The following is a 23,314-nucleotide window of genomic DNA, read 5'->3' on the forward strand; positions in this document are numbered from 1 at the left end:
ATAAAGATGCGGCAAGTGAATTTGCCGCAATTGCTACCTTTTTTAGCAAATCCGAGGCACCCAATGGAACAATATGATCAAATTGGCGCAAGACTGGACCGCTTGCCTTTGGCCCGGTTTCATTATCGTATATTTGGTATAATAAGCTTTAGTCTGTTATTAACGGGTTTTTTGAGTTACTCCGGTAATGTCGTCTTAGCAAAGCTGGTAAGCAATGGATGGTCAAATAATTTCCTCAATGCCGCCTTTACCTCGGCATTAATGTTTGGTTATTTCATCGGCTCTCTTACCGGTGGGTTTATTGGTGACTACTTTGGGCGGCGCAGGGCGTTTCGCATAAATCTTCTCATCGTCGGTATTGCGGCAACAGGGGCCGCTTTTGTCCCTGATATGCACTGGCTCATCTTCTTTCGCTTCCTGATGGGAACAGGAATGGGGGCGCTGATTATGGTTGGCTATGCCTCATTTACGGAGTTTATCCCCGCGACGGTGCGTGGAAAATGGTCCGCGCGGCTCTCATTTGTTGGTAACTGGTCGCCCATGCTCTCTGCGGCGATAGGCGTGGTGGTTATCGCTTTTTTTAGTTGGCGGATAATGTTTCTGCTGGGCGGTATTGGCATACTGTTAGCGTGGTTTCTCTCAGGTAAATACTTTATTGAGTCGCCACGATGGCTGGCAGGGAAAGGGCAAATCGCAGGTGCAGAAAGCCAACTTCGTGAAGTAGAGCAGCAAATTGAAAGAGAGAAGAGTATTCGTTTACCCCCGCTTACTTTGAACCAGAGCAACAGCAAGGTTAAGGTAATCAAGGGTACCTTCTGGCTCCTGTTTAAAGGGGAAATGTTACGACGTACATTAGTCGCGATTACTGTTTTAATTGCAATGAACATTTCGCTTTATACCATCACCGTATGGATACCGACCATATTTGTTAACTCCGGCATTGATGTTGATAAATCAATATTAATGACCGCTGTTATTATGATTGGCGCTCCGGTAGGGATATTTATTGCGGCATTAATTATTGATCATTTTCCTCGTCGATTATTTGGCTCTGCCTTACTTATTATTATTGCTGTGTTAGGCTATATCTATTCAATTCAGACTACAGAGTGGGCGATTTTAATCTATGGCCTGGTGATGATCTTCTTTTTATACATGTATGTGTGCTTCGCGTCGGCGGTTTATATCCCGGAACTTTGGCCAACGCATTTACGCCTGCGTGGTTCGGGTTTCGTTAATGCCGTCGGACGGATCGTCGCAGTCTTCACGCCCTATGGCGTTGCGGCATTATTAACACATTATGGGTCGATCACGGTGTTTATGGTGCTTGGTGTCATGTTAGTGCTCTGTGCGCTGGTTCTCTCCATTTTTGGCATCGAAACGCGGAAGGTGTCGCTGGAAGAGATTTCTGAGGTGAATTAAATCTTTCGTTGATGGCGTCAATTACCAGATGTATCACTGATGTGTTTTATCTGGCCTACAATGCCAGTACAGAATTGTAGGCCAGCGTAAAATTACTCCTGCGTTTCTTCCCAGTCTGCCAGCGTATATAGCGTTGCCCCAGCTGCTGACATCTCCATAAACGCGTGCGCACTGTCCTGTGGCTGGATATTTACGCCACGACAACCATCGGTAATCACGTTCACCTTATAGCCTAACTGTAACGCGTCCAGCACGGTAAACTTAACGCAATAGTCAGTAGCCAGACCCATAACGATCAATTCATTGATTACATGAGCGCGCAACCAGTCATCGAGCGCAGTTTTCTGCCGACGGCCGTTATCAAAAAAGGCACTGTAACTGTCAACTAAAGGATTTTCGCCTTTATGGAACACCGCTGCGATCGCTTTTTGCTTCAGTAACGGATGTAATTGTGCGCCTTCACTGTTCTGCACACAGTGATCGGGCCAGAAGGTTTGTGGCAAACCGTCGAGTTGGCCCGGCGTATAAGGCTCTACACCGTGCTGACTGGCAAAACTGCCGTGATTCGCCGGGTGCCAGTCCTGACTGGCGATAACCGCTTCACCGCGCGACTGGCACCAGTCAATCAGGCGGTTAGCGACATCCACCGTACTGTCACCTTCCGGCACGGCGAGCGCGCCACCAGCACAGAAATCATTTTGTAAATCGACCAGTAACAGGGCGCGAGGGGGCATTGCAGTCTCCTTAATCATCCGGCGTCAGTTCGCCACGCAGGTTTTGGCTCATGGCCTTGCGAATGGTTTCAGTATCAAGTTCCTGGCTAAGCAGGTAATGCAGTTTGGTTAGCGTGGCTTCTACAGTCATATCTGCACCGCCAATAACGCCGGCATGGGCGAGGGCGTTACCGGTGGCATAACCACCCATGTTCACTTTACCGGACATACATTGTGTCAGGTTGACCACCACAATACCGCGATCGCTGGCTTCTTGTAATTCCTGCAGGAAGGCTTTGTTTTGTGGCGCATTACCCACGCCATATGAGCGCAGAATCAATGCTTTCACAGGTTGGCGCAGAAAATTGCGCACGACGTCAGCAGAAATCCCCGGATAAATCGTCACTACGCCAATTGGTTGCGGCGTGATTGGATGAACGATCAATGCCCCTTCACCGTGCGGGACGGGTGGCGTATTCAAACGACGAATATGGATACCTGCTTCCAGTAACGGAGGAAGGTTTGGAGAGGCAAACGCATCAAAACCATCGGCATGTGCTTTGGTGGTTCGGTTGCCACGATACAGTCGATTATTAAAAAAGAGAGTTACTTCGTTGATAGGATAATTCGCCGCAACGTACAACGCATTCAGCAGATTAATTTGTCCGTCAGAGCGTAACTCAGCCAGCGGGATTTGTGACCCTGTCACAATGACCGGTTTACCGAGATTCTCGAGCATGAACGACAGTGCAGAGGCGGTATACGCCATCGTGTCTGTACCGTGCAGAATGACAAAACCATCATAATCGTCATAGTGCGCTTTAATATCTTCAGCAATATGCTGCCAGTCTTCTGGCGTCATATCAGAAGAATCCATCAATGGCGTATATTCATGAATGGTGAAATCTGGCATCTCCGGGCGATGGAATTCCGGCATCAGCGCCAGTTGGCGCTGTAGATGACCTGACACCGGAATATAACCCTGCTCGGAACGCTGCATCCCGATGGTCCCGCCCGTGTAGGCGACGTAAATTGATTTCTTTTGCATGATATTGATATGAATGATATCGAAAGAGCAAAAGTATATACGTGAGGCAGGGGGAGCGCACCTGATACTATGAGGATAAGGAAATATGTGGCGAGACAGCGGGAAGAGGATTCGTCGACGTAAAAAGTAATGTGGCCGACGATCTGTCGGCCACTTAGTACAAGACTTAACGCACGTTGGCGCAGGTCAGGCAAAACGCATAACGGTTTTGTGGGTCGTTAAACGCGGCCAGCTTGTCGCTTTCACTTTTAACGGTAGAGGCTACCGAGGCCAGCGGTGCAGGTAACATGGCCTGGAACGCATCTGGCAACATTGCCCGGACAGAACCAGACATGTTGTCCATCACTTTGTCGAAGAAGGTCGGTTCATCAACGTAGTATTCCAGATGCCACTGTTTCACTTTTGCCAGCTCTGCTGCTTTGGCGACCGCATCATCGAAATCCCCGAGACTATCGACCAGCCCGTTAGCTTTTGCATCCTGACCGGTCCAGACGTGACCCTGGGCGATTTTATCAATCTGCTCCGGCGTTGAATGACGCGCATCAGCAACCAGCGTGATAAAGCGTTTATAGCCATTCTCAATGCTTAACTGCATCATCTGCTGCGCTTCCGGCGGCAGTGCCCTGGTGATAGAAACATCTGCCAGCGGTGAAGTTGAGACACCATCAGTATGAACACCAATCGAATCCAGACTATTTTCTACGGTGGTGATCACGCCGAAGATACCGATAGAACCGGTCAGGGTGCTGGGGTTAGCCACAATGTAATTAGCTGGTGTGGAAATCCAGTAACCACCAGATGCCGCCATGCCGCCCATCGATACAACCACAGGCTTACCCGCTGCCCGGGCTGCTGCCAGTTCAGCGCGAATCACTTCAGACGCGGTAACGCTGCCGCCGGGACTATTAACACGCAGAACAATCGCTTTCACTTTCGGGTCAAGGCGAGCGTCGCGGATTTGTGCCGCAGTGGTATCACCGCCAACATTCCCCTGAGTTTCCTCGCCATCCATAATTGCGCCATTAGCGAAGACGACACCGATACTGTCACCGGTATCTGCCGGCGTTTTCAATGCGTAATCGTAATAACTGATGGCGCGATAATTTTTATCAGTTTTACTCCAGCCGAACTCTTTGGTCAGAGTTTTTTCGATTTCGGCACTCGATGCCAGTGCATCGACCAGCTTGTTTTCCAGCGCATATTTCGCGGTATCGCCACCGGTTTTGGTTAAACCCTCAAGCAACCCTTGCGCGCCAGGGAATACCTGCTGAGCAGGGATCTGGCGGTTAGCGGCAACAGTATTCAGATAGTTTTGCCACAGCTCACCAATCCAGCGGCTGTCAGCTTCGCGGGCTGCCGGCGACATATCATCACGAATAAACGGTTCAACGGCAGATTTATACGTACCCACGCGGAACACATGGGTGGAAACTTTCAGCTTATCCAGTAACGATTTGTAGTACAGACCGTTGGTGGCAAAGCCGTGCAGATCAACCACGCCTTGCGGAGACAGCCAAATTTTATTGGCGAAACTGGCGAGATAATATTGCCCCTGGCTGTAGTTCTCGCCAACGGCATAAACCGGTTTCCCGCTATCACGAAACTCTTTCAGAGCTTTGCCGATGTACTGCATAGACGGCTGGTCGCCGCCTGCGAAGTTTTTCAGATCCATCACAATACCGGTGATATTGCGGTCGTCCTTCGCCTGGCGAATGGTGTTGACGATATCAAACAGTGAGTTTTCCTGCAGACGATCGGAACTGGCACCAAGCAGCTGGCGGCTTAATTTACTAAACCGCTGAGAACTGTCGGGTTTATCGACGATCACACCAGAAATGTCCAGCAGCAGTGCGCCACGACTGGCCGTTTCTTTCGAATCACCACCACTGACCTGCATCCAGATCCCCACACCAACCAGCACGAGAAAAATAAAGAACAGGTTAAGTACCATTTCACGGACGAAATTCAGCAGACGCCACGTCCATTTAAAAAATCCGGCAATAAATCGCCAAAGGGTTCGCATGTATTCTCCCAACTTAAGGTCACACCTGTTTCAGGCGCAATAGATGTGGTTATCGTAATGACCCAACCGGCACTTGTCAGCAGGAATTGCGGACTGGGCTGTAACAAAATCCACTCTCGTGTTAATTTTGTGAATAAATATCATGACAGGAGTTAATCAAATGGATGCACTCGAACTATTGATCAATCGCCGTAGCGCCTCCCGCCTGGCTGAACCCGCGCCAACGGGTGAACAACTGCAAAACATCCTGCGTGCGGGTATGCGTGCGCCGGACCATAAGTCCATGCAACCGTGGCATTTCTTTGTGATTGAAGGGGAAGGGCGCGAGCGTTTCAGCGCTGTACTGGAGCAGGGGGCGATTGCTGCCGGTAGTGATAACAAAGCAATCAACAAAGCGCGTAATGCGCCGTTCCGCGCACCGCTCATCATAACGGTGGTGGCGAAATGCGAAGAAAATCATAAAGTCCCGCGCTGGGAACAGGAAATGTCTGCGGGATGCGCGGTCATGGCGATGCAAATGGCAGCAGTTGCCCAGGGGTTTGGCGGCATCTGGCGCAGTGGTGCATTAACTGAAAGTCCGGTAGTCCGTGAAGCATTCGGTTGCCGTGAGCAGGATAAAATTGTCGGTTTTCTCTACCTCGGTACGCCGCAGTTGAAAGCATCTACGTCGATAAACGTCCCGGACCCGACGCCGTTTGTGACTTATTTCTGATAATTGTCGCGAAACTGTCTGGATTGTGAGCAAAGGCGCAGGAATTCAGACACTCTCACTTATCACTTCATGGAATGAGGGTTACCATACCCGGATTGCATTGACAGGAGATGTCCATGAGCGAGAACTCGATTCGTTTGACCCAATACAGCCACGGCGCTGGTTGCGGCTGTAAAATTTCCCCAAAAGTGTTGGAAACCATCCTGCACAGTGAGCAGGCGAAGTTTGTTGATCCGAATTTGCTTGTGGGTAATGAAACCCGCGACGATGCGGCGGTATACGATCTGGGCAATGGCACCAGCGTTATCAGTACCACCGACTTCTTTATGCCGATCGTTGATAATCCTTTCGATTTTGGCCGCATTGCGGCGACTAACGCCATCAGCGATATCTTTGCTATGGGCGGCAAACCGATTATGGCGATTGCGATCCTCGGCTGGCCGATTAACAAACTTTCCCCGGAAATTGCCCGCGAAGTGACCGAAGGTGGACGCTATGCATGCCGTCAGGCGGGGATTGCGCTGGCTGGCGGTCACTCCATCGATGCGCCGGAGCCGATTTTTGGTCTGGCGGTAACGGGGATCGTACCGACCGAGCGGGTGAAGAAAAACAGTACCGCACAAGCCGGATGCAAACTGTTCCTGACGAAACCGCTGGGGATTGGCGTTCTTACCACGGCTGAGAAAAAATCACTGCTGAAACCAGAACATCAGGGACTGGCGACGGAAGTGATGTGCCGGATGAACATCGCAGGCGCGTCCTTTGCCAACATCGAAGGCGTAAAAGCGATGACCGACGTTACGGGTTTTGGTTTACTGGGGCATTTAAGCGAAATGTGTCAGGGCGCAGGTGTGCAGGCGCGCGTCGACTATGACGCGATCCCGAAATTGCCGGGGGTTGAAGAGTACATTAAGTTGGGCGCAGTGCCTGGCGGCACCGAACGTAACTTTGCCAGCTACGGTCATCTGATGGGTGAAATGCCGCGTGAAGTGCGCGATCTGCTGTGCGATCCGCAAACTTCTGGCGGTTTGCTGCTGGCGGTCATGCCGGAAGCAGAAAATGAGGTCAAAGCTACAGCCGCCGAGTTTGGCATTGAACTGACGGCGATTGGCGAACTGGTGCCAGCGCGCGGCGGTCGTGCCATGGTTGAGATCCGTTAATTCAATGCGGTTGTTTATTGCCGAAAAACCGAGTCTGGCGCGCGCCATTGCTGATGTCCTGCCTAAACCGCACCGGAAAGGCGATGGCTTTATCGAGTGCGGTAATGGTCAGGTGGTGACCTGGTGTATCGGTCACCTGCTTGAGCAGGCGCAGCCAGACGCCTACGACAGCCGCTATGCGCGCTGGAATCTTGCGGATTTGCCAATTGTCCCGGAAAAGTGGCAATTACAGCCCCGACCCTCCGTGACTAAACAACTTAATGTCATCAAACACTTCCTGCATGAAGCCAGCGAAATCGTTCACGCCGGAGACCCGGATCGCGAAGGGCAACTGCTGGTGGATGAAGTGCTGGACTACCTGCAACTAGCACCGGAAAAGCGCCAGCAGGTACAGCGTTGTTTGATAAACGACCTGAACCCGCAGGCGGTTGAGCGGGCGATCGATCGTCTTCGCTCCAATAGCGAGTTTGTACCGCTGTGCGTTTCTGCACTGGCGCGGGCGCGGGCTGACTGGCTGTACGGCATTAATATGACCCGTGCGTATACCATTCTCGGCCGCAATGCCGGTTATCAGGGCGTGCTTTCCGTGGGACGCGTGCAGACGCCCGTACTCGGACTGGTGGTGCGCCGCGACGAAGAGATTGAAAACTTCGTGGCGAAAGACTTCTTTGAAGTCAAAGCACATATCGTGACACCTGCAGATGAGCGGTTTACCGCTATCTGGCAACCGAGCGAAGCGTGTGAACCGTACCAGGATGAAGAAGGGCGCTTGTTACATCGTCCACTGGCGGAGCATGTGGTTAACCGCATTAGTGGTCAACCAGCTATTGTCACCAGCTATAACGATAAACGGGAATCAGAATCCGCGCCGCTGCCTTTTTCGCTTTCGGCGTTGCAGATTGAAGCGGCTAAACGTTTTGGTCTGAGCGCGCAGAACGTGCTTGATATCTGCCAGAAGCTGTACGAAACGCACAAGCTAATCACTTATCCGCGTTCCGATTGCCGCTATTTGCCAGAAGAACATTTTGCCGGACGCCACGCGGTGATGAATGCTATCAGCGTTCATGCACCGGATCTGTTGCCGCAGCCAGTGGTAGATCCAGATATACGCAACCGCTGTTGGGATGACAAAAAGGTCGATGCGCACCACGCCATCATTCCGACCGCACGGAGTTCTGCGATCAACCTGACGGAGAACGAAGCGAAGGTCTATAACCTGATTGCCCGTCAGTATTTGATGCAGTTCTGCCCGGATGCGGTGTTCCGCAAGTGTGTTATCGAACTGGACATTGCCAAAGGCAAATTTGTCGCTAAAGCCCGTTTTCTTGCTGAAGCAGGCTGGCGCACGCTGTTAGGCAGCAAAGAGCGCGATGAAGAAAACGACGGCACGCCGCTGCCTGTGGTGGCGAAAGGCGATGAATTGTTGTGCGAAAAAGGTGAAGTGGTAGAGCGGCAAACCCAGCCGCCACGCCATTTTACCGATGCAACACTGCTTTCGGCGATGACCGGGATCGCACGCTTTGTGCAGGACAAAGATCTGAAAAAGATCCTTCGTGCGACCGATGGTCTGGGGACAGAAGCGACTCGCGCCGGGATTATTGAACTGCTGTTCAAGCGAGGCTTCCTGACCAAAAAAGGGCGCTATATCCACTCCACCGACGCCGGAAAAGCGCTATTCCATTCGCTGCCAGAAATGGCGACGCGACCGGACATGACCGCGCACTGGGAATCGGTGCTGACGCAAATCAGCGAAAAGCAGTGTCGCTATCAGGACTTTATGCAGCCGCTGGTGGGGACATTGTACCAGTTGATTGATCAGGCTCGTAGCACTCCGGTCAGACGGTTTAAAGGAATTGTGGTACCAAGGAACGGAGACGAGAAAAATAAAGACGTGAAAAAAAGGGTCAAAAAAACTGCGCAGAAAAAGGATGCTACAGTTAAGCGTGACTGAACAATAGGGGTGTAATTCCGAAAATAAAGCCGAGTATGTTTATTAACATGTTCGGCTTTATTTTTATCGATATACTTCCATTGAATTATTTGATAAGCATACCTATAAGGATATATACATGAAAAAAACATTCATGGGAATTATTGTTTTATCGTCACTGTCACACTTTGCGGCGGCTGAAAGTTACACTGAAAAATTTTATCGTAAATTAACAACTGCAGAATTATCATGGGCTCAAAAACAAGAAGCCTTAAAGGAAGTCAATTGCAGTGAGTATTTAATTAAAAAAACAATTACCACCATTGATGGTTTTACCATTTTGTCGGAGGATATGTTATTCACCAAAAGACCAATTTTTCCTCAAGGAAAGATAGTTTGTTCTATCAGTCCGTATAATGAAGAAAATAAAGAATTCAGTTTTTCTTCAGAAGAGCAAGGCACTGTTGACGGCGTTGCATACCATTTAAGTCATGGACGCGTAGTTGCAGGTTACATCGGAGACGGACTATTTTCATGGGAAATGGAATGCGAAAACCGTAAATCGAAGAATAATGATAGTAGTGCAAAATTTTGCTATGTGAAAGATTTACAGTTTTATGTTCAGTATATTCCTGAGCTGAAAGAAATTAACGTTCCGAAAGGCTATGTTATAAGTCATGGGGAGACTCATTTCTCTGCTATTACCAGGTTTATGGTCGATAAACAAGAAATCTCTATTAATTCAAAGTTACCTTTCATCTATGGTGAATCTGCAAAGGAAGTTTTTAAAATAATTAAGCCAACATCAACGATTTCCTACGTTGCTGTTAATCCATTAAACAACAAAGAAAGCGATTATGAAGTTTCTGGTAAAATGATTGAGCAGTTACCTGCTGCATTAAAAATACTAGAACGTACCTGGTCTTTATACAAAAATTAAGAACAAAATGGTGGTTTAAATACCACCATTTAAAACAATTATTTTATAAGGATATTAAAAAGAATTACGATGATTATCGGTATCGACCTGGGTACAACTAACAGTTTGGCAGCTGTCTGGCGAAATGGACAAAGTGAACTGATCCCCAATGCGTTAGGTAAGTTTTTAACACCCAGCGTAGTTTGTGTTGACGAAGATGGTATGGTTTTGACAGGGGAGGCAGCTCGTGACCTGCAACTCATCAAACCACAAAACTGCGCATCAAATTTTAAACGCATGATGGGCACATCAAAGACGTTAAAACTGGGCGGACGGGAATTTCGTGCGGAAGAACTCTCATCGTTGATATTACGTCAGCTAAAAGAAGATGCAGAAAACTATTTGGGCGAAGAAGTCACTGAAGCGGTGATTAGCGTTCCCGCATATTTTGGTGATATGCAACGTAAAGCAACAAAAGCCGCTGCGACAATGGCAGGCTTAAATGTCGAACGTTTAATTAACGAACCAACCGCCGCTGCACTGGCGTATGGTTTGCATAATAAGGATGATGAACATCAATTTCTGGTATTCGATTTAGGTGGTGGTACGTTTGATGTCTCCATACTGGAGTTGTTTGACAATATTATGGAAGTACGTGCCAGTGCCGGGGATAACTTTTTAGGTGGTGAAGATATTGTCGATATCCTGATCGATGCATATTGCTCACGTCGGGATCTTCCTGAAAATATTGAATGGCGTGAACCGACACTCCAGCGGCATTTACGCATCGAGGCTGAGCGTGTCAAACGCGTGCTGAGTGTGCGAGATGAAGCCACTTTCAGTGTGGAGATTGAAGGAAGGCGATATTACTGGCATCTGACTACAGAAAAATTTGAATTTTTATTACAGACCTTTTTCGAACGAATCCATATGCCACTGGAGCGGGCAATTCGCGATGCCAAAATTAATTTTAGCCAATTAGACCAGGTTGTTCTTGTGGGTGGCACTACACGTATGCCACTGATTCGCAAACTTGTGACACGATTATTTGGTCGTATACCGGCAATGCATTTAAACCCGGATGAAGTCATTGCCCAGGGCGCGGCTATTCAGGCAGCACTTAAAGCGCGGCACAGCGAATTACGAGATGTTGTAGTGACTGATGTTTGCCCTTATACGCTTGGCGTTGATACCTCTAAATCGCTGGGGCATACCCGCGAATCAGGCTATTTTGCACCCGTTATTGAGCGTAACAGGAGTATTCCTTGTAGTCGCGTTCGTGCCTTTTACACGGCACATGATCAACAAACAGAGGTTAATTTTAAAATCTACCAGGGTGAAAGCAGGATGGTGGCTGATAATATTTTCCTTGCGGAGTTGTCAGTGAATGTTCCGCCAAAACCGGCCGGTGATGTGCGTATTGATGTTCGTTTTACGTACGACATTAACGGTATTCTTGATGTCGATATCAGCGTGCCACTGACAGGTGCTAAAAATAGTCTGGTTATTGAACAGAATCCAGGGGCATTAACGGCAGAACAAATACAGCAGTCGTTGTCCAAATTAAGCCTGTTAAAAATTCACCCACGCGATGAACAGATAAACCAGGCCTTTATTGCCCGTCTTGATAATCTCTATCAACTCACCCTGGCGGAAACGCGAGACTGGATAAGCAATTGCTCCCGTCATTTCAGTTATCTACTCGAGAAGCAGGATCCTGATCAACTTGCTGATTTTCGGACTAAAGTTGAACCTACATTAGACTCTCTGGAAAGAGAACGTCTGCAATGAACTGCTGGGAAATATTAGCTTTACAACCAGGTGCGGAAGAACGAGATATTAAGCGTCGTTATGCGCAACTGGTAAAAAATTGCCGCCCGGAAGATGATCCCGCAGCCTGGCAACAATTGCACGATGCTTATGAACAGGCTTTACGTTATGACGACGAAGATCAGTGGCAAGAAGAGGAAGAAGAGCAACCGATCAATATGTCCAGGGGTATTGTTCATCCTCGTCCTGTGATGACATTTCGCGCACCCAACACCTTTTCTGGTCATCCACTTCCTGATGTCACTATTAAATCAGAGGGGGAATTCACCTGGCGAGCCGTGCTGGATATGCTCTGTGAGGAGAATGAAGCAACCCCCGAACACGCCCCCATGCAACTTGCTAAGGCGTTATCTTTCCTTGAGAAAAAAGATCTCAGCTCACGAATGTGCTTTGAAGAAACGTTATTACTGCATCTTCATCGGGTATTCCGGCCATTATTAACTCTCGCTGCAGCACAAACGTTCAGATGGCATTTAGTCGCAGGCAGTCGTCAACCCGTAATCCAGACAGAAATTAACGAAAGTTGTCTTCTTTATTATCGCATCGAAAAACAAATTACCCCTTTCTTTGCCAGTAACTTGTCTCCACTGGAAGAAATGGAAAACGGGAAGGAAATGGCTACGATTTATCAATCATTAAAGGATAATGAAGAGAGCCTGAAATGGTTTGATATCGCAGTATTAAATAAAGTTGCTGAATTTGAACTATCAGACAACTATATGGCATTGTTAATAGAGTGTTTATCATATTCCTTGCGAAAAGAAAAAATGATTCGCAAGTGGAAATTAACAGAACGCTTCAATAATTTAGCAATGCAACATCATAGTGGATATAAAAAGCTGCTAAATGCCATAAAATTAAAAGGTCTTTTTTATTATCCATCTTCTGTATACCAGTCCTGCTTACATGCTGCAGAGCAAGGCTATTCACTAGCCTGGTATTCTCTTGGCAAAATGTATTACGAAGGTGATGAGGTTTCACAGGATCTAAAATTAGCCTTTAACTGGTTTACCCGCGCCGCGCAGCATAATGTTATCGATGCTCTGTATGCGCTGGGTATCATGTATAGCGATGGAAGGGGCACGGATAAGAATATTTGTGAGGCACGAAAATGGTTTTTACTTGCTGCCCAAAATGGCAACACATCTGCGCAATATGAGCTTGCCCGTATCTCACGCTTTGCTGTTGAGCCATTACGAAATTATGAAGAAGCATTGCAGTGGTATTTATCTGCCGCCACACAAGGACATGAGGTTGCCCAGTATGAGTTGGGACAAATGTATATACAAGGGATTGGCGTGGAGCGCGATGAGGTTCAGGCCCATCGTTGGTTTTTGCAATCAGCAGAACAGGGATATTTACATGCGCAATATCATACTGCCAGGTTGTATAGCGGAAGTGAGAGTATTCCACAGGACCAGGAAAAAGCGCTGTACTGGTTTACCAAAGCAGCAAAAAATGGGGCAGATGGGGCAGGGGATGCCATGTATGAATTGGGGAAATATTATTTAACCAACAATGATGATCCTGAAAATAACGCAGAGGCTACTCAATGGCTTACTGGTGCAGCGCAGCGTGGTCGAATAGAGGCGATATTTTTGTTAGCTGAAATGTATCTGTACGGTACAAAATATATCGCAAAAGATGAAAATCATGCGCTGCACTGGTACGAAAAAGCGGCGCGTTTAGGGGCGACCGAAGCGCAGCACCAGACTGCGGCAATGTATGCTCAGGGGACGGGCACTAAAATTGATAATAAACAAGCATGGATGTGGCTAACAATTGCCGGAAATAACAACCCCTGGATTGAAAAAGATGCGTTGCGATGCTTAATGTCTGAACAGGATATTCAGGATGCAGAACAAACGGCTGCAAATTGCAAACGTCTGCTAAGGATTTAATTAACTCAGGGAAAATCGTCTGGTTATAAGGAAAACCAGACGATTGTAATAACGATTAAATCACGCCCTGGCTTAACATCGCATCCGCAACCTTCACAAAACCGGCAATGTTCGCGCCCTGCACGTAGTTGGTTTGCTCACCTTCACCACCATGCTCAACACAGGCATGGTGGATATCCAGCATGATGTGATGCAAACGTGCGTCAACTTTCTCGGCTTTCCAGCCCAGGCGCGCAGCGTTTTGCGCCATTTCCAGGCCCGATGTTGCTACACCGCCAGCATTAGCCGCTTTACCCGGTGCAAACAGTACGCCTGCCTGCTGGAACAGTTCAGTCGCTTCGATGGTGGTCGGCATATTTGCCCCTTCGGCGACGGCTTTAACGCCATTGGCGATAAGCTGATGCGCGGCGTCAACATCCAGTTCGTTCTGGGTGGCGCAAGGCAGGGCGATATCAACCGGTACAGACCACGGCTGTTGGCCTTCGAGATAGACCAGACCAAATTCTTTGGCGTAATCTGCCACTCGACCATCGCGGCTGGCTTTGATTTCGATAAGACGCGCCAGTTTTTCTTTCGTGAATCCGCTTTCATCAACTACAGTGCCGCTGGAGTCTGACGCAGTGATCACTCGAGCACCAAATTCCATCGCTTTTTCGATAGCGTACTGGGCGACGTTGCCGGAGCCAGAAACGGAAACGCGCATCCCTTCAAAACCCATACCGTGGCGTTTTAGCATTGCTTCTGTGAAATAAACCAGACCGTAGCCGGTAGCTTCCGGGCGAATAAGACTGCCGCCAAATGAAAGGCCCTTACCGGTGAAGACGCAGGCGGTATTGTTGGAGAGCTTTTTCATCATCCCCGCCATAAAGCCGACTTCACGACCACCAACGCCGATATCACCTGCCGGAACGTCAGTATCCGCGCCCAGGTGGCGATACAGTTCAGTCATCAGCGCCTGGCAGAAACGCATAACTTCGCCTTCGCTTTTCCCTTTCGGATCAAAGTCGCTGCCGCCTTTACCACCGCCCATCGGTAGAGTAGTCAGGGCATTTTTGAAGGTTTGTTCGAAGCCGAGGAATTTGAGAATGGAGAGGTTAACTGACGGATGGAAGCGCATACCGCCTTTGTACGGGCCGATGGCAGAGCTGAACTGCACACGCCATGCACGGTTGACCTGCACCTGGTTGCGATCATCAACCCATACTACGCGAAATTGGATCACGCGCTCCGGTTCAACCAGACGCTCCAGTAATGACATCTGACGATATTTGGGATTTTGTTCAAGAAAAGGCCAGAGTGTGGTCATTACTTCACGAACGGCTTGCGCGAACTCGGTTTGATTCGGGTCGCGCTTTTGGACATGGTTGAGGAATGACTCCAGAGAATATGTCTGATCCATAGATATAAAACCCTTATATATTAATACGATTATGCTTATGTTGTTTATGTCATGTGCTTTTGCAGTTTTCGACTATACCATCAAGAATGTGACGGTAAGCAAGAAAAAAATGACCCAGGAAAGCAAATTAATAACGAGAGTAATCTCATAACCAAATGCGATAACTCAGACGCTAAAGTTTTGCCGCCCGGCTACCGTTATCTGTAGAAGAGACAATAACGTTAAGGAGTTCCCTGTGAGTCGAGCATTGATCGCCGTAGTATTAGCATTTCCATTAATTACACTGGCTAACCCGCATTATCATCCGGACGTGGAGGTAAACGTACCGCCAGAAGTGTTCAGTTCAGGCGGGCAGTCAGCGCAGCCCTGTACTCAGTGCTGCGTTTATCAGGATCAAAATTATTCTGAAGGGGCAGTAATTAAAGCCGAAGGAATACTGCTGCAATGCCAACGGGATGACAAAACCCTAAGCACTAATCCGCTGGTCTGGCGGCGCGTGAAGCCATAAACGCCTCTAATAATGGAATGTCAGCAGGGGCCAGCGGATATCGCAGCGCCTCTTCAGGTGAGCACCAGACCAGCGCCTGATGTTCATGTGCCTGTAACGTCCCGTGGAAGTCGGGTACGTGCCAGGCATGAAGATGGATAATCCGCCCCGAAACTTCTCGCTGATGGCTGGCAACATAGTCACCAACAGTTGCTTCGATGCCCAGTTCTTCGTTTAACTCACGCACCAGCGCCTGCCGCTGGCTTTCATCCGGCTCGACTTTACCACCGGCAAACTCCCATAATCCCGCCTGATCGCTATGGGCAGGGCGTTGCGCGAGTAAAATTTTGCCATCACGTTCGATGATGGCGGCAACAACTTCAATCATTTTCATAAATTACACACGGGCAGATAAGCGAAAAATGCCATAATATCCGCACTGTTGCTCAATCAGAAAGGTTTTATATTTAAGGAGTGCCTGTGCTAGACCGCCATCTTCATCCCCGGATTAAACCGTTGTTGCATCAGTGCGTGCGGGTTCTTGATAAACCGGGCATTACGCCAGATGGTTTAACATTAGTGGGATTTGCCATCGGCGTGCTGGCACTGCCTTTTCTGGCGCTGGGCTGGTATCTGGCGGCGCTAATCGTCATTTTGTTGAACAGGCTGCTTGATGGTCTGGACGGTGCGCTGGCGCGGCGCAGAGGGCTTACCGACGCGGGCGGCTTTCTCGATATTTCTCTCGATTTTCTTTTTTACGCGCTGGTGCCTTTTGGGTTTATCCTCGCCGCACCGGAGCAAAACGCCCTGGCAGGCGGCTGGCTGCTGTTTGCGTTTATCGGCACGGGAAGCAGTTTTCTCGCTTTTGCTGCGCTGGCGGCGAAACATCAGATTGATAATCCCGGTTATGCGCATAAATCGTTTTATTATCTGGGCGGGTTAACCGAAGGCAGCGAGACGATTTTGCTGTTTGTTCTGAGTTGCCTCTTTCCGGCCTGTTTTCCGTGGTTTGCGTGGGTATTTGGTGCGTTGTGCTGGATGACGACCTTTACGCGGGTGTGGAGTGGGTATCTGACGCTGAAGTCGCTCCAGCGTCAGTAATTGCAATGTTATTTACTGCTGTCCGGGCCGCGTTCACCGGTTGCTACCGGATTTTTTGGATCGCTGCTCCATTCGTACCAGCCACCGTCGTAAACGGAGACGTTATTCCAGCCCATTGCGCGTGCGTACATAAAGGTTTCTGACGCGCGCCAGCCAGTGCCGCAGTAGAATGAAACTTGCTGATCTGGTTTGATATTCCATGCTTTCCACATAGCGGTTATATCATCGGCGCTGCGCATGGTGCCATCCGGGTTATGGAAATCTTCCATATGCGTCGAGTCGCTACCTGCGTGTCCCCAACGTGCTCCGGCTATTTCACCTTTTGGTTTAATATAGCTGTAACCGCTGGTCGTACCGATAAATTCTGGCCACGAACGAATGCTCACCAGCGATGCATCCTGGCGATGCAGCAGTCCACGCGCTTGTTCCATATCAAGCATCAGTTGCGGTTGTGCCGGGATCTTCACGCCGAAATCCGGTTCCGCTTTCACTTTCGGTGGCGTTCCGCGCTCAACGGGCAGACCCGCGTCGGACCAGGTTTGCCAGCCTCCGTCCAGCAGGCGCACATCTTTCACGCCGGCATAAAGCATAATTTGCGCCACACGCGCTGCAGCGTATACGTCACGCCCGTACAGAATGACCGTGGTGTCATGGCGAATGCCGTGTTTTGCCAGCATCGCTTTCAGTTGTTCATCAGAAACTTTGTTCCACAGCGGTTCGCTTTCCACTTCGTTGGTGTCGATGTAGTCAGCGCCGGGAATATGGCTGATAAGGTAAAATTTTGGAGCGCCCCAGGCCGCTTCAATGACTTTCCAGTCACCGGCAGGTTTCGCCGTAACCTCTTTACCTTGTTGCAGGTTATGCAGCCACTGCGGATATACCAGCTGTTCAAAGTGCGGCAGTTTTTGCAGACGGGAAGGTTCGCTTAGCGCGTCACTCAGGATGGAGATATGCGTAAAACCTGCTTTTTGCAGTCGCGTTTTGACGGCGTCGACATCTTTGTCATTACCGTACAGCGCCACCGGGGCATCGGCTTTCAGGTTATGTTGCTTGATCCACTCGTTGAGCTGTTCGGTGCTCATTTTGTCGAGCCAGCTAGCAGAGAGGTTTAAGGCGGCAGGTTCATGACCGGAAGGGCCATTTAAGGTTTGTGGCCAGCCGTTATAAAACGCGCTGGGGCGAGTATCAATCGCTTTGCCATTTTGTTGTTGAAGCTGGTCAAGTGTAAGAGGCTTCGCCAGTTCAGCGGCCCACGAAGAAGCGCAAGCCAGCCCTAAAGCCATTGCCAGCGCGGTCATTTGAGAAACACGTTTCATCGAAAATCCCGACATTGTAGTTTTGAGAGCGCCATTCTGAACTGACGCATCGGGAAAAACTTTGCGTTATCGCAGTTTGTTGTAATTTTCTGACCACTGCGCCATATCCAGAACGGGGCTATCAGGAGGAACATCCTGAAGATCGTGCGTCACCTGCACAACAGGGATCGCCATGGCGCGAATTTCGCTGAACACCCAATGGCGAAAATTATCGCGCAGGGCCACATCAAGACGGCTGAATGGCTCATCCAGTAGCAACGCTTTTGGCTGAGCGAGAAGGGCGCGCAGCAGAGCAACGCGCGCTCGCTGACCGCCAGACAAAGTGGCAGGATCCTGATGGAACGCTCCGTCAAGGCCTGAACGCTCAAGTGCATCATTCACGGCATTACGTCGGGCATTCCCCTTAAATGTCTCCGGTAGCGCCAGCAGTAAATTTTGCCCGACGCTGAACTGGTCAAATAACAGTGCATCCTGGAAAAGAATGCCAATCTGACGCTGTGCGGTGGGTAGCATGTCAATCCGTTGCTCATTAAGCCATAGCTCCCCTGTACAAGAAAACTGTCCGGCCAGCGCACCAATCATCCACGAAAACAGAGTGGATTTCCCGCAGCCGGATGGTCCCATTAACGTGACAATGTCACCTTTATCTACTGAAAAGTTAACGTTTGTCAGCAAGCGGCTTTCTGGTAAACGTAGCGAAACATTTTTCACGCAGAGCATTAGCGGAGTCCTTGTCTGACATAACCTACCCATTTTGCGACTAACGCGGTCAGGGCAAAAATAATAAGCGGTAACAGCAGTTGCCATAAAGCCTGGGCGGCGAGAATACCGTTGCTGCCGCCGCTGCTTAATGCCACCGCTTCAGTGGTGAGCGTCGGAAAACGCCCCGCGCCCAGCCACAGCGTCGGCATATACTGCGCAATACTGACTGAAAATCCCACCGCGAAGGCAATCAGCGCAGGGCGCAACATGAGTGGGCATTTTACGTAAAAGAAGATTTTGGCCCGCGACCAGCCCAGTGTTTGCGCAATCAAAATTAACCGTGAATCAATGCGCTGCCAGGCGGGTTGCAGGATAAACAGCATCCACGGCATTACCCACAGCAGATGCCCCCAGACCACCGCCGTCCAGCTTCCATCCAGGTTCAGCCATAGCGCCAGCGTGTACTGGCCCGCCACCAGAGGCAGAGCGGGTAATAAAATGGGCAACCATAGCCACAACTGGCGACGCTGTGGCCCCCATTCCTGCCACAGCAGTAACAGGAGCAAAGCGATGAATGCCGCCACCAGCCCCATTGTCAGGCTGTTGATGAGCGCTTCACTATTGATCGTCGACTGATCCGCGAGGATCGCCAGCAGAACCACACACAGCACACCGGTTAAGGGTAAAAAACTCGCCAGCGTATTGCCTGGCAATAAAGGCGTGGCAGGCTTACGAACGCCATCTACGCGGGGAATAGTACGTCGCCAGCCACGCCATAGCAGATAGCCCAGCAAAACGTAGGCGGCGAGTAACAGCATCAGCAGCAGGCTGGCGAGTGCACCTTTCGTTTGTTGATCGGCGTCGCCCTGAGTTAACCACTGCCAGCTAATTACCGCCAGCGTCGGGGGATTACCTGGCCCAAGAATAATCGCCACATCCACGACCGACAGCGACCAGGCGACAATCGCCAGCATCGCCATTGCTAACGCAGACGCGACGGAGGGCAACAGCAGCCAGTTCAGGCATTGCCAGCGGCTGTAGCCCAGCGAATCCAGCACAATGAGTTGCTGCAACAGCCGTTTTTCGCTCAATACTGCCGCTAAGATCCACAGCAGAAATGCGCTTTCTTTTACCGCCAGGGTGAGGCCCAGCCCAATACCCAATTTGTCCATTGGCGGAGTGAAATACGGGAAATAGTCATAAAGCAGCCCTCCGTCAGCAAAGATCAGAAGGGCGCTGGTGGCAAAAGCCACATGGGGAATGGCGAGCAGCCACGGCAGACGGGCGCACATACGCTGCCATTTCGGCCCTGGCCACAGCGCCACAATCACCAGCAGGGCAATCAACAACGCCCCGACCGCCGCAATGGTTGTCGACACCAGCGTTGCCAGTAATGCCTGCGGTAACTGTGGATCGGCAAATAACGCCTGCCAGTGCGTCAACGACAAAGCAGGCGATATCAGCGTCAGAGCTGCCGGGATCAGCGGTGCATAAATCACCGCCATCATCGCCCACAGCAAAAAGATTAATGCGTACTGTAACGGTGTAGCCATTCTTGTTCCAGCGCATTTACCCAACCTGCGTGCGGTTCAGCCAGTACAGGCGGCAGATCCTGCGGCATTCTCGATTGCAATGATTCGCGCTGCCCGTCAGGCAGTTTTTGCGGATCGAGAACAGAAGGATCGCCCCAGACAGCGGGATCTGCTTTACGCAGTTGCGCATCGGGTGAGAGCAGGAAATTGGCAACTACCTTCGCCGCAGCACTGGCATTCGCGTTGGCAGGAATGGTGACGAAATGGACGTTGCCAATCATCCCCTCGCGAAAACCAAAACTGTAACTGCTTGCAGGCAAATCGCCGCTGGCGATTTTTTGCTGCGCATGTGCAGGGTTAAAGGTCAGCGACAGGCGCAATGTGTTAGCTTTCAGCAGAGCATCCATCCGCGCGGGCGAAGGCGGGAAATCCTTTCCTTCGCGCCATAAATACGGATGCAGTGCATCAAGATATTGCCACAAGGGCGCAGTGACGCGGGCGAAAGTCGCATCGTCCGGCGCTTCTTTTAATGCTGTGGGATCTGGCGTTAGCATAATCAGCAACTGTTCAAGAAACGCCGTGCCGGTAAAGTCCGGTGGGCGCGGATAGGTAACCGTGCCGGGATTGGCTTTAGCAAACTCCAGTAAGGCTTGCGGCGTTTGTGGTGGCTGTAGCGTAACATCGCGGCGGGCGATAAACGTCAGTTGTGCGCCGCCCCAGGGCGATTCAGCCCCTTCTGTAGGCACTGAAAAATCTTCCCGCACCGGAAGCTGTGTGTCGACATAGCGCCAGTTGGGCAGAGTCTCCGCCCAGCCCGTTTGTAATAAATTGGCCTCTTTTAAGGTGCGGAAGTTTTCGCCGTTCACCCAGAGCAGATCCACCGAACCGCCCGTTTTACGTCCGGCAGCAACTTCGGTCTGAATGCGTTTCACCGCGTCTGCGGCATCCGCGAGACGAACAATCTTCAGGTTTATAGCGTAATGGGTTTTCATCTCGCCGCTAACCCAGTCGAGATAGCGGTTAATTGCGGTATCGCCGCCCCAGGCGTTAAACCATACGGTTTGTCCTTTGGCCTCATTTTTTATTTCCTGCCAGTCACTGGCATGTGTTGCCAAAGAAAACAGCGATAACAATCCCAGCAACCACCCACAATGGCGCATCTTCTCTCCTTAAGAACGTTTTTCAGGAATACGGCACAGCCCCTGAGCGGGAATGTCCATGGCAGAATTAAAACGGGCTGACAGATTTTGCAGGCCTATCAATGCCGTCAGTTCGGTGAGCGCCTGAGCGTCAAAATGCGTAGCCAGTCGGGCGCGCAGGGCATCATCGACCGTTGGCGGCGTTACGCTTGCGGCTTCGGCGTACTCCAGCGCCAGCCGTTCTTCATCGCTAAAGAGCGGGCTTTGCCGCCAGTCAGCCACTGCCAGCAGTTTATCGGTGCTGCCGGTACGCTCGGCGACTTTCATACTGGTGATATCCACGCAAAACTCACACAGGCACATTTGCGCAATGCGCGCGCTGACAAGCGATCGTACTACCGGATCGAGCGGTGAGCGTTTGCGCTCCAGCCAGCCGACAAACATCGACACCAGATAAAAGATAAACGGGATCCGCCCCCACCAGCGAATGGGGCTTAGCACCTCGCCGTAATGGCGACGATGCAGCCACGCCTGCGGACGTAAAATGAAAGGAATTTTGCTAAGCGGCGGTAAACCCATCAGGCATTCCTCTTCTGGCGCTCAAGCCATATTTTCTTCGCCATAAAAATCACCACGGTCAGGGCAAACAGAATAAACAGTCCGGTGACAAACCAGAAAGTACCGCCTGTTAACATGCTGCCCGCCCAGGAATAAACAATAGTCGCCGGTAATTGACCAAGCCCGGTGGCGATAAAAAACGAGCGAAAACGTATTGAAGTCAAACCGGCAGCATAGCTGATTGGATCGAAAGGGACAAAAGGCAATAACCGACATACCAGGATGGTGTGTTTGCCGTAACGAGTGAAAAAGCCGTCCATACTGTCAAGTACGGTTTTGCCGGTTAATTTTTCCACCACTTCGCGGCCCATCACTCTGGCGATAAAAAAGCACAGCGCCGCGCCGGCCATCGAACTGGTCCACGACAGTAAGCCGCCCCAGAACGCACCAAACAGCGACGCATTGGCAAAGGTGATCAAAAACGCAGGTAGCGGTGCAGCAATGGCCTGTAAAATCATCAACAAGAACGAGACAACTGCCGCTAGTGCGCCGTAAGACTGAATAAAGCGTTCTATACCCTGTTGGTCCACGGCGGCAAACGCCGCAACGCTGCGATTGATAAACTCATGGACGCCGGGAAGCAGCGCCCATGCCAGCAGCACAGCGAACAACAGGATGATGAGGGTTATACGGTAGTACCAGATTTTACGCGATTGCATCTTCATCATCCGTTATCCTGCTTTATTCGGTGATTTTAAAGGTAACCGTTGCCAGCGTGTTATCCGCCGGGAGAACTGAGGCATTGCCTTTGAATTTCACTTCGCCGCGTTTTTCCACCGCACCATAAGTGTATGTTGCATTGCTGACGATGCCGACCGGGCAGCTATCCAGACACACCAGGCAACCCGTTTTCTTCTCTTCTGCTGCCGTTAAATTACCGCCAAAGCGCATGTCCAGTTTCTTGCCATTACTGTCAACAATCACTTCATCGAAGGAATACGCTTTTGCCGCCCCTTGCCAGTTGACCGAAATATCCAGTTTGCTGCCTGTGACATGAGTCGTTTCTTTATTATCCATCGTCATGTTTTCGCCCGGCGTACCACCTGCCTCTTTCAGGGCTTCATAAAATGCTTTCGGGGTCGCATAACCCATAAACAGCGATTTATGTCCGTTGGAGCCATCTTTAAACACAATACCGTGACGAGTGTCGTCGGTGAGGAAACGACCATTAATTTGCACCAGCATGGTTACCGTATGGTTATTGGCATCGACACGCAGCGGTTGGCTGTTCGAAAGTCCGTCGTATTCCACTTTTGCAGCCGCATTCTCTTTTTGATCGCAGCCGCTAAGCCCAGCAACAGCCAGTAAGCAGAGTGCAGCCAGTCCTTTTTTCCATGACACTGAATAATGTTGCAACATCGT

At 50.2% G+C, this 23,314-nt stretch carries 21 protein-coding genes; 9 read left to right on the forward strand and 12 right to left on the reverse strand.

The features are described 5' to 3' along the window. The first annotated feature begins 63 nt into the window (after nt 1-63). Complete coding sequence (locus HBM92_RS10680) at nt 64-1,422, forward strand: MFS transporter (RefSeq protein WP_001357805.1); 1,359 nt, start codon at nt 64-66, stop codon at nt 1,420-1,422. A gap of 92 nt (nt 1,423-1,514) precedes the next feature. On the opposite strand, the gene pncA is transcribed toward HBM92_RS10680, so the two are convergent. The 3 genes from pncA to sppA form a co-directional block, all read right to left on the reverse strand. Then, nucleotides 1,515-2,156, reverse strand: a complete 642-nt coding sequence (gene pncA, locus HBM92_RS10685) for a bifunctional nicotinamidase/pyrazinamidase (RefSeq protein WP_001135068.1) — start codon at nt 2,154-2,156, stop codon at nt 1,515-1,517. Between the two features lie 10 nt (nt 2,157-2,166). Beyond that, nucleotides 2,167-3,183 carry an asparaginase gene (gene ansA, locus HBM92_RS10690; RefSeq protein WP_001170168.1) on the reverse strand — a complete coding sequence of 339 codons (1,017 nt, stop codon included), beginning with the start codon at nt 3,181-3,183 and terminating at the stop codon, nt 2,167-2,169. A gap of 166 nt (nt 3,184-3,349) precedes the next feature. Beyond that, on the reverse strand, nt 3,350-5,206 hold the full coding sequence (sppA, locus tag HBM92_RS10695) for a signal peptide peptidase SppA (protein ID WP_001259835.1): 1,857 nt from the start codon (nt 5,204-5,206) through the stop codon (nt 3,350-3,352). A gap of 160 nt (nt 5,207-5,366) precedes the next feature. Here sppA and HBM92_RS10700 point away from each other — a divergent pair, with 160 nt between their 5' ends. The 6 genes from HBM92_RS10700 (at nt 5,367) to HBM92_RS10725 (ending at nt 13,658) form a co-directional block, all read left to right on the forward strand. Continuing rightward, nucleotides 5,367-5,918, forward strand: a complete 552-nt coding sequence (locus HBM92_RS10700) for an NAD(P)H nitroreductase (RefSeq protein ID WP_000339296.1) — start codon at nt 5,367-5,369, stop codon at nt 5,916-5,918. A gap of 116 nt (nt 5,919-6,034) precedes the next feature. Then, on the forward strand, nt 6,035-7,078 hold the full coding sequence (gene selD, locus HBM92_RS10705) for a selenide, water dikinase SelD (protein WP_001298241.1): 1,044 nt from the start codon (nt 6,035-6,037) through the stop codon (nt 7,076-7,078). Between the two features lie 4 nt (nt 7,079-7,082). Continuing rightward, nucleotides 7,083-9,029: a DNA topoisomerase III gene (gene topB / locus HBM92_RS10710; protein WP_001235780.1), complete on the forward strand. Its 1,947-nt coding sequence runs from the start codon at nt 7,083-7,085 to the stop codon at nt 9,027-9,029. A 118-nt stretch (nt 9,030-9,147) separates the two neighbouring features. Then, a complete protein-coding gene (locus HBM92_RS10715; protein WP_000750708.1) occupies nt 9,148-9,948 on the forward strand; it encodes a hypothetical protein in 801 nt (266 codons plus the stop codon). 69 nt (nt 9,949-10,017) lie between these two features. Then, the gene (locus tag HBM92_RS10720) at nt 10,018-11,718 is read left to right on the forward strand and encodes an Hsp70 family protein (protein ID WP_000583405.1); all 1,701 of its coding nucleotides are present in this window, start codon (nt 10,018-10,020) and stop codon (nt 11,716-11,718) included. Further along, nucleotides 11,715-13,658 (forward strand): J domain-containing protein, encoded by a 1,944-nt coding sequence (locus tag HBM92_RS10725; protein WP_000995914.1) that lies wholly within the window; start codon nt 11,715-11,717, stop codon nt 13,656-13,658. The genes HBM92_RS10720 and HBM92_RS10725 overlap by 4 nt, the downstream gene beginning before the upstream one ends. Nucleotides 13,659-13,713: 55 nt before the next feature. Here the strand turns inward: HBM92_RS10725 and gdhA are convergent, their stop codons facing one another. Then, the gene (gdhA, locus tag HBM92_RS10730; RefSeq protein WP_000373044.1) at nt 13,714-15,057 is read right to left on the reverse strand and encodes an NADP-specific glutamate dehydrogenase; all 1,344 of its coding nucleotides are present in this window, start codon (nt 15,055-15,057) and stop codon (nt 13,714-13,716) included. A gap of 235 nt (nt 15,058-15,292) precedes the next feature. On the opposite strand from gdhA, the gene HBM92_RS10735 reads away from it, so the two are divergent. Then, complete coding sequence (locus HBM92_RS10735) at nt 15,293-15,565, forward strand: YnjH family protein (protein WP_000085248.1); 273 nt, start codon at nt 15,293-15,295, stop codon at nt 15,563-15,565. Here the strand turns inward: HBM92_RS10735 and nudG are convergent. Next, nucleotides 15,531-15,938, reverse strand: coding sequence for a CTP pyrophosphohydrolase (gene nudG, locus HBM92_RS10740; RefSeq protein ID WP_000781864.1), 408 nt, complete (start codon nt 15,936-15,938; stop codon nt 15,531-15,533). The genes HBM92_RS10735 and nudG overlap by 35 nt on opposite strands. 86 nt (nt 15,939-16,024) lie before the next feature. On the opposite strand from nudG, the gene HBM92_RS10745 reads away from it, so the two are divergent. Beyond that, on the forward strand, nt 16,025-16,645 hold the full coding sequence (locus HBM92_RS10745) for a CDP-alcohol phosphatidyltransferase family protein (RefSeq protein WP_001298224.1): 621 nt from the start codon (nt 16,025-16,027) through the stop codon (nt 16,643-16,645). Nucleotides 16,646-16,653: 8 nt separating this feature from the next. Here HBM92_RS10745 and ynjE read toward each other — a convergent pair whose 3' ends face one another. The 7 genes from ynjE to ydjY form a co-directional block, all read right to left on the reverse strand. After that, nucleotides 16,654-17,961: a thiosulfate sulfurtransferase YnjE gene (gene ynjE / locus HBM92_RS10750; RefSeq protein ID WP_001304310.1), complete on the reverse strand. Its 1,308-nt coding sequence runs from the start codon at nt 17,959-17,961 to the stop codon at nt 16,654-16,656. Nucleotides 17,962-18,027: 66 nt separating this feature from the next. Continuing rightward, nucleotides 18,028-18,681: an ATP-binding cassette domain-containing protein gene (locus tag HBM92_RS10755; RefSeq protein WP_001304311.1), complete on the reverse strand. Its 654-nt coding sequence runs from the start codon at nt 18,679-18,681 to the stop codon at nt 18,028-18,030. Further along, nucleotides 18,681-20,216 (reverse strand): ABC transporter permease, encoded by a 1,536-nt coding sequence (locus HBM92_RS10760; protein ID WP_000224927.1) that lies wholly within the window; start codon nt 20,214-20,216, stop codon nt 18,681-18,683. Before HBM92_RS10760 ends, HBM92_RS10755 begins: the two co-directional genes overlap by 1 nt. Next, nucleotides 20,189-21,355: an ABC transporter substrate-binding protein gene (locus tag HBM92_RS10765; protein ID WP_001215364.1), complete on the reverse strand. Its 1,167-nt coding sequence runs from the start codon at nt 21,353-21,355 to the stop codon at nt 20,189-20,191. The genes HBM92_RS10760 and HBM92_RS10765 overlap by 28 nt, the downstream gene beginning before the upstream one ends. 9 nt (nt 21,356-21,364) lie before the next feature. Then, nucleotides 21,365-21,913 (reverse strand): carboxymuconolactone decarboxylase family protein, encoded by a 549-nt coding sequence (locus HBM92_RS10770; RefSeq protein ID WP_000524076.1) that lies wholly within the window; start codon nt 21,911-21,913, stop codon nt 21,365-21,367. Next, nucleotides 21,913-22,620, reverse strand: coding sequence for a TVP38/TMEM64 family protein (locus HBM92_RS10775; protein ID WP_000977153.1), 708 nt, complete (start codon nt 22,618-22,620; stop codon nt 21,913-21,915). The genes HBM92_RS10770 and HBM92_RS10775 overlap by 1 nt, the downstream gene beginning before the upstream one ends. 13 nt (nt 22,621-22,633) lie before the next feature. After that, a complete protein-coding gene (gene ydjY, locus HBM92_RS10780) occupies nt 22,634-23,311 on the reverse strand; it encodes a lipoprotein YdjY (RefSeq protein ID WP_000939207.1) in 678 nt (225 codons plus the stop codon). Nucleotides 23,312-23,314 lie beyond the last annotated feature (3 nt).

It is taken from the genome of Escherichia sp. E.sYA108 (assembly GCF_011754335.1).
Lineage (GTDB): Bacteria > Pseudomonadota > Gammaproteobacteria > Enterobacterales > Enterobacteriaceae > Escherichia > Escherichia coli.

Excerpts from the sequence above, each read along its gene's own strand:
- HBM92_RS10680 (WP_001357805.1), top strand. The coding sequence starts at position 64 with ATGGAACAATATGATCAAATTGGCGCAAGACTGGACCGCTTGCCTTTG.
- pncA (WP_001135068.1), bottom strand. The coding sequence starts at position 2,156 with ATGCCCCCTCGCGCCCTGTTACTGGTCGATTTACAAAATGATTTCTGT.
- ansA (WP_001170168.1), bottom strand. The coding sequence starts at position 3,183 with ATGCAAAAGAAATCAATTTACGTCGCCTACACGGGCGGGACCATCGGG.
- sppA (WP_001259835.1), bottom strand. The coding sequence starts at position 5,206 with ATGCGAACCCTTTGGCGATTTATTGCCGGATTTTTTAAATGGACGTGG.
- HBM92_RS10700 (WP_000339296.1), top strand. The coding sequence starts at position 5,367 with ATGGATGCACTCGAACTATTGATCAATCGCCGTAGCGCCTCCCGCCTG.
- selD (WP_001298241.1), top strand. The coding sequence starts at position 6,035 with ATGAGCGAGAACTCGATTCGTTTGACCCAATACAGCCACGGCGCTGGT.
- topB (WP_001235780.1), top strand. The coding sequence starts at position 7,083 with ATGCGGTTGTTTATTGCCGAAAAACCGAGTCTGGCGCGCGCCATTGCT.
- HBM92_RS10715 (WP_000750708.1), top strand. The coding sequence starts at position 9,148 with ATGAAAAAAACATTCATGGGAATTATTGTTTTATCGTCACTGTCACAC.
- HBM92_RS10720 (WP_000583405.1), top strand. The coding sequence starts at position 10,018 with ATGATTATCGGTATCGACCTGGGTACAACTAACAGTTTGGCAGCTGTC.
- HBM92_RS10725 (WP_000995914.1), top strand. The coding sequence starts at position 11,715 with ATGAACTGCTGGGAAATATTAGCTTTACAACCAGGTGCGGAAGAACGA.
- gdhA (WP_000373044.1), bottom strand. The coding sequence starts at position 15,057 with ATGGATCAGACATATTCTCTGGAGTCATTCCTCAACCATGTCCAAAAG.
- nudG (WP_000781864.1), bottom strand. The coding sequence starts at position 15,938 with ATGAAAATGATTGAAGTTGTTGCCGCCATCATCGAACGTGATGGCAAA.
- ynjE (WP_001304310.1), bottom strand. The coding sequence starts at position 17,961 with ATGAAACGTGTTTCTCAAATGACCGCGCTGGCAATGGCTTTAGGGCTG.
- HBM92_RS10755 (WP_001304311.1), bottom strand. The coding sequence starts at position 18,681 with ATGCTCTGCGTGAAAAATGTTTCGCTACGTTTACCAGAAAGCCGCTTG.
- HBM92_RS10760 (WP_000224927.1), bottom strand. The coding sequence starts at position 20,216 with ATGGCTACACCGTTACAGTACGCATTAATCTTTTTGCTGTGGGCGATG.
- HBM92_RS10765 (WP_001215364.1), bottom strand. The coding sequence starts at position 21,355 with ATGCGCCATTGTGGGTGGTTGCTGGGATTGTTATCGCTGTTTTCTTTG.
- HBM92_RS10770 (WP_000524076.1), bottom strand. The coding sequence starts at position 21,913 with ATGGGTTTACCGCCGCTTAGCAAAATTCCTTTCATTTTACGTCCGCAG.
- HBM92_RS10775 (WP_000977153.1), bottom strand. The coding sequence starts at position 22,620 with ATGATGAAGATGCAATCGCGTAAAATCTGGTACTACCGTATAACCCTC.
- ydjY (WP_000939207.1), bottom strand. The coding sequence starts at position 23,311 with ATGTTGCAACATTATTCAGTGTCATGGAAAAAAGGACTGGCTGCACTC.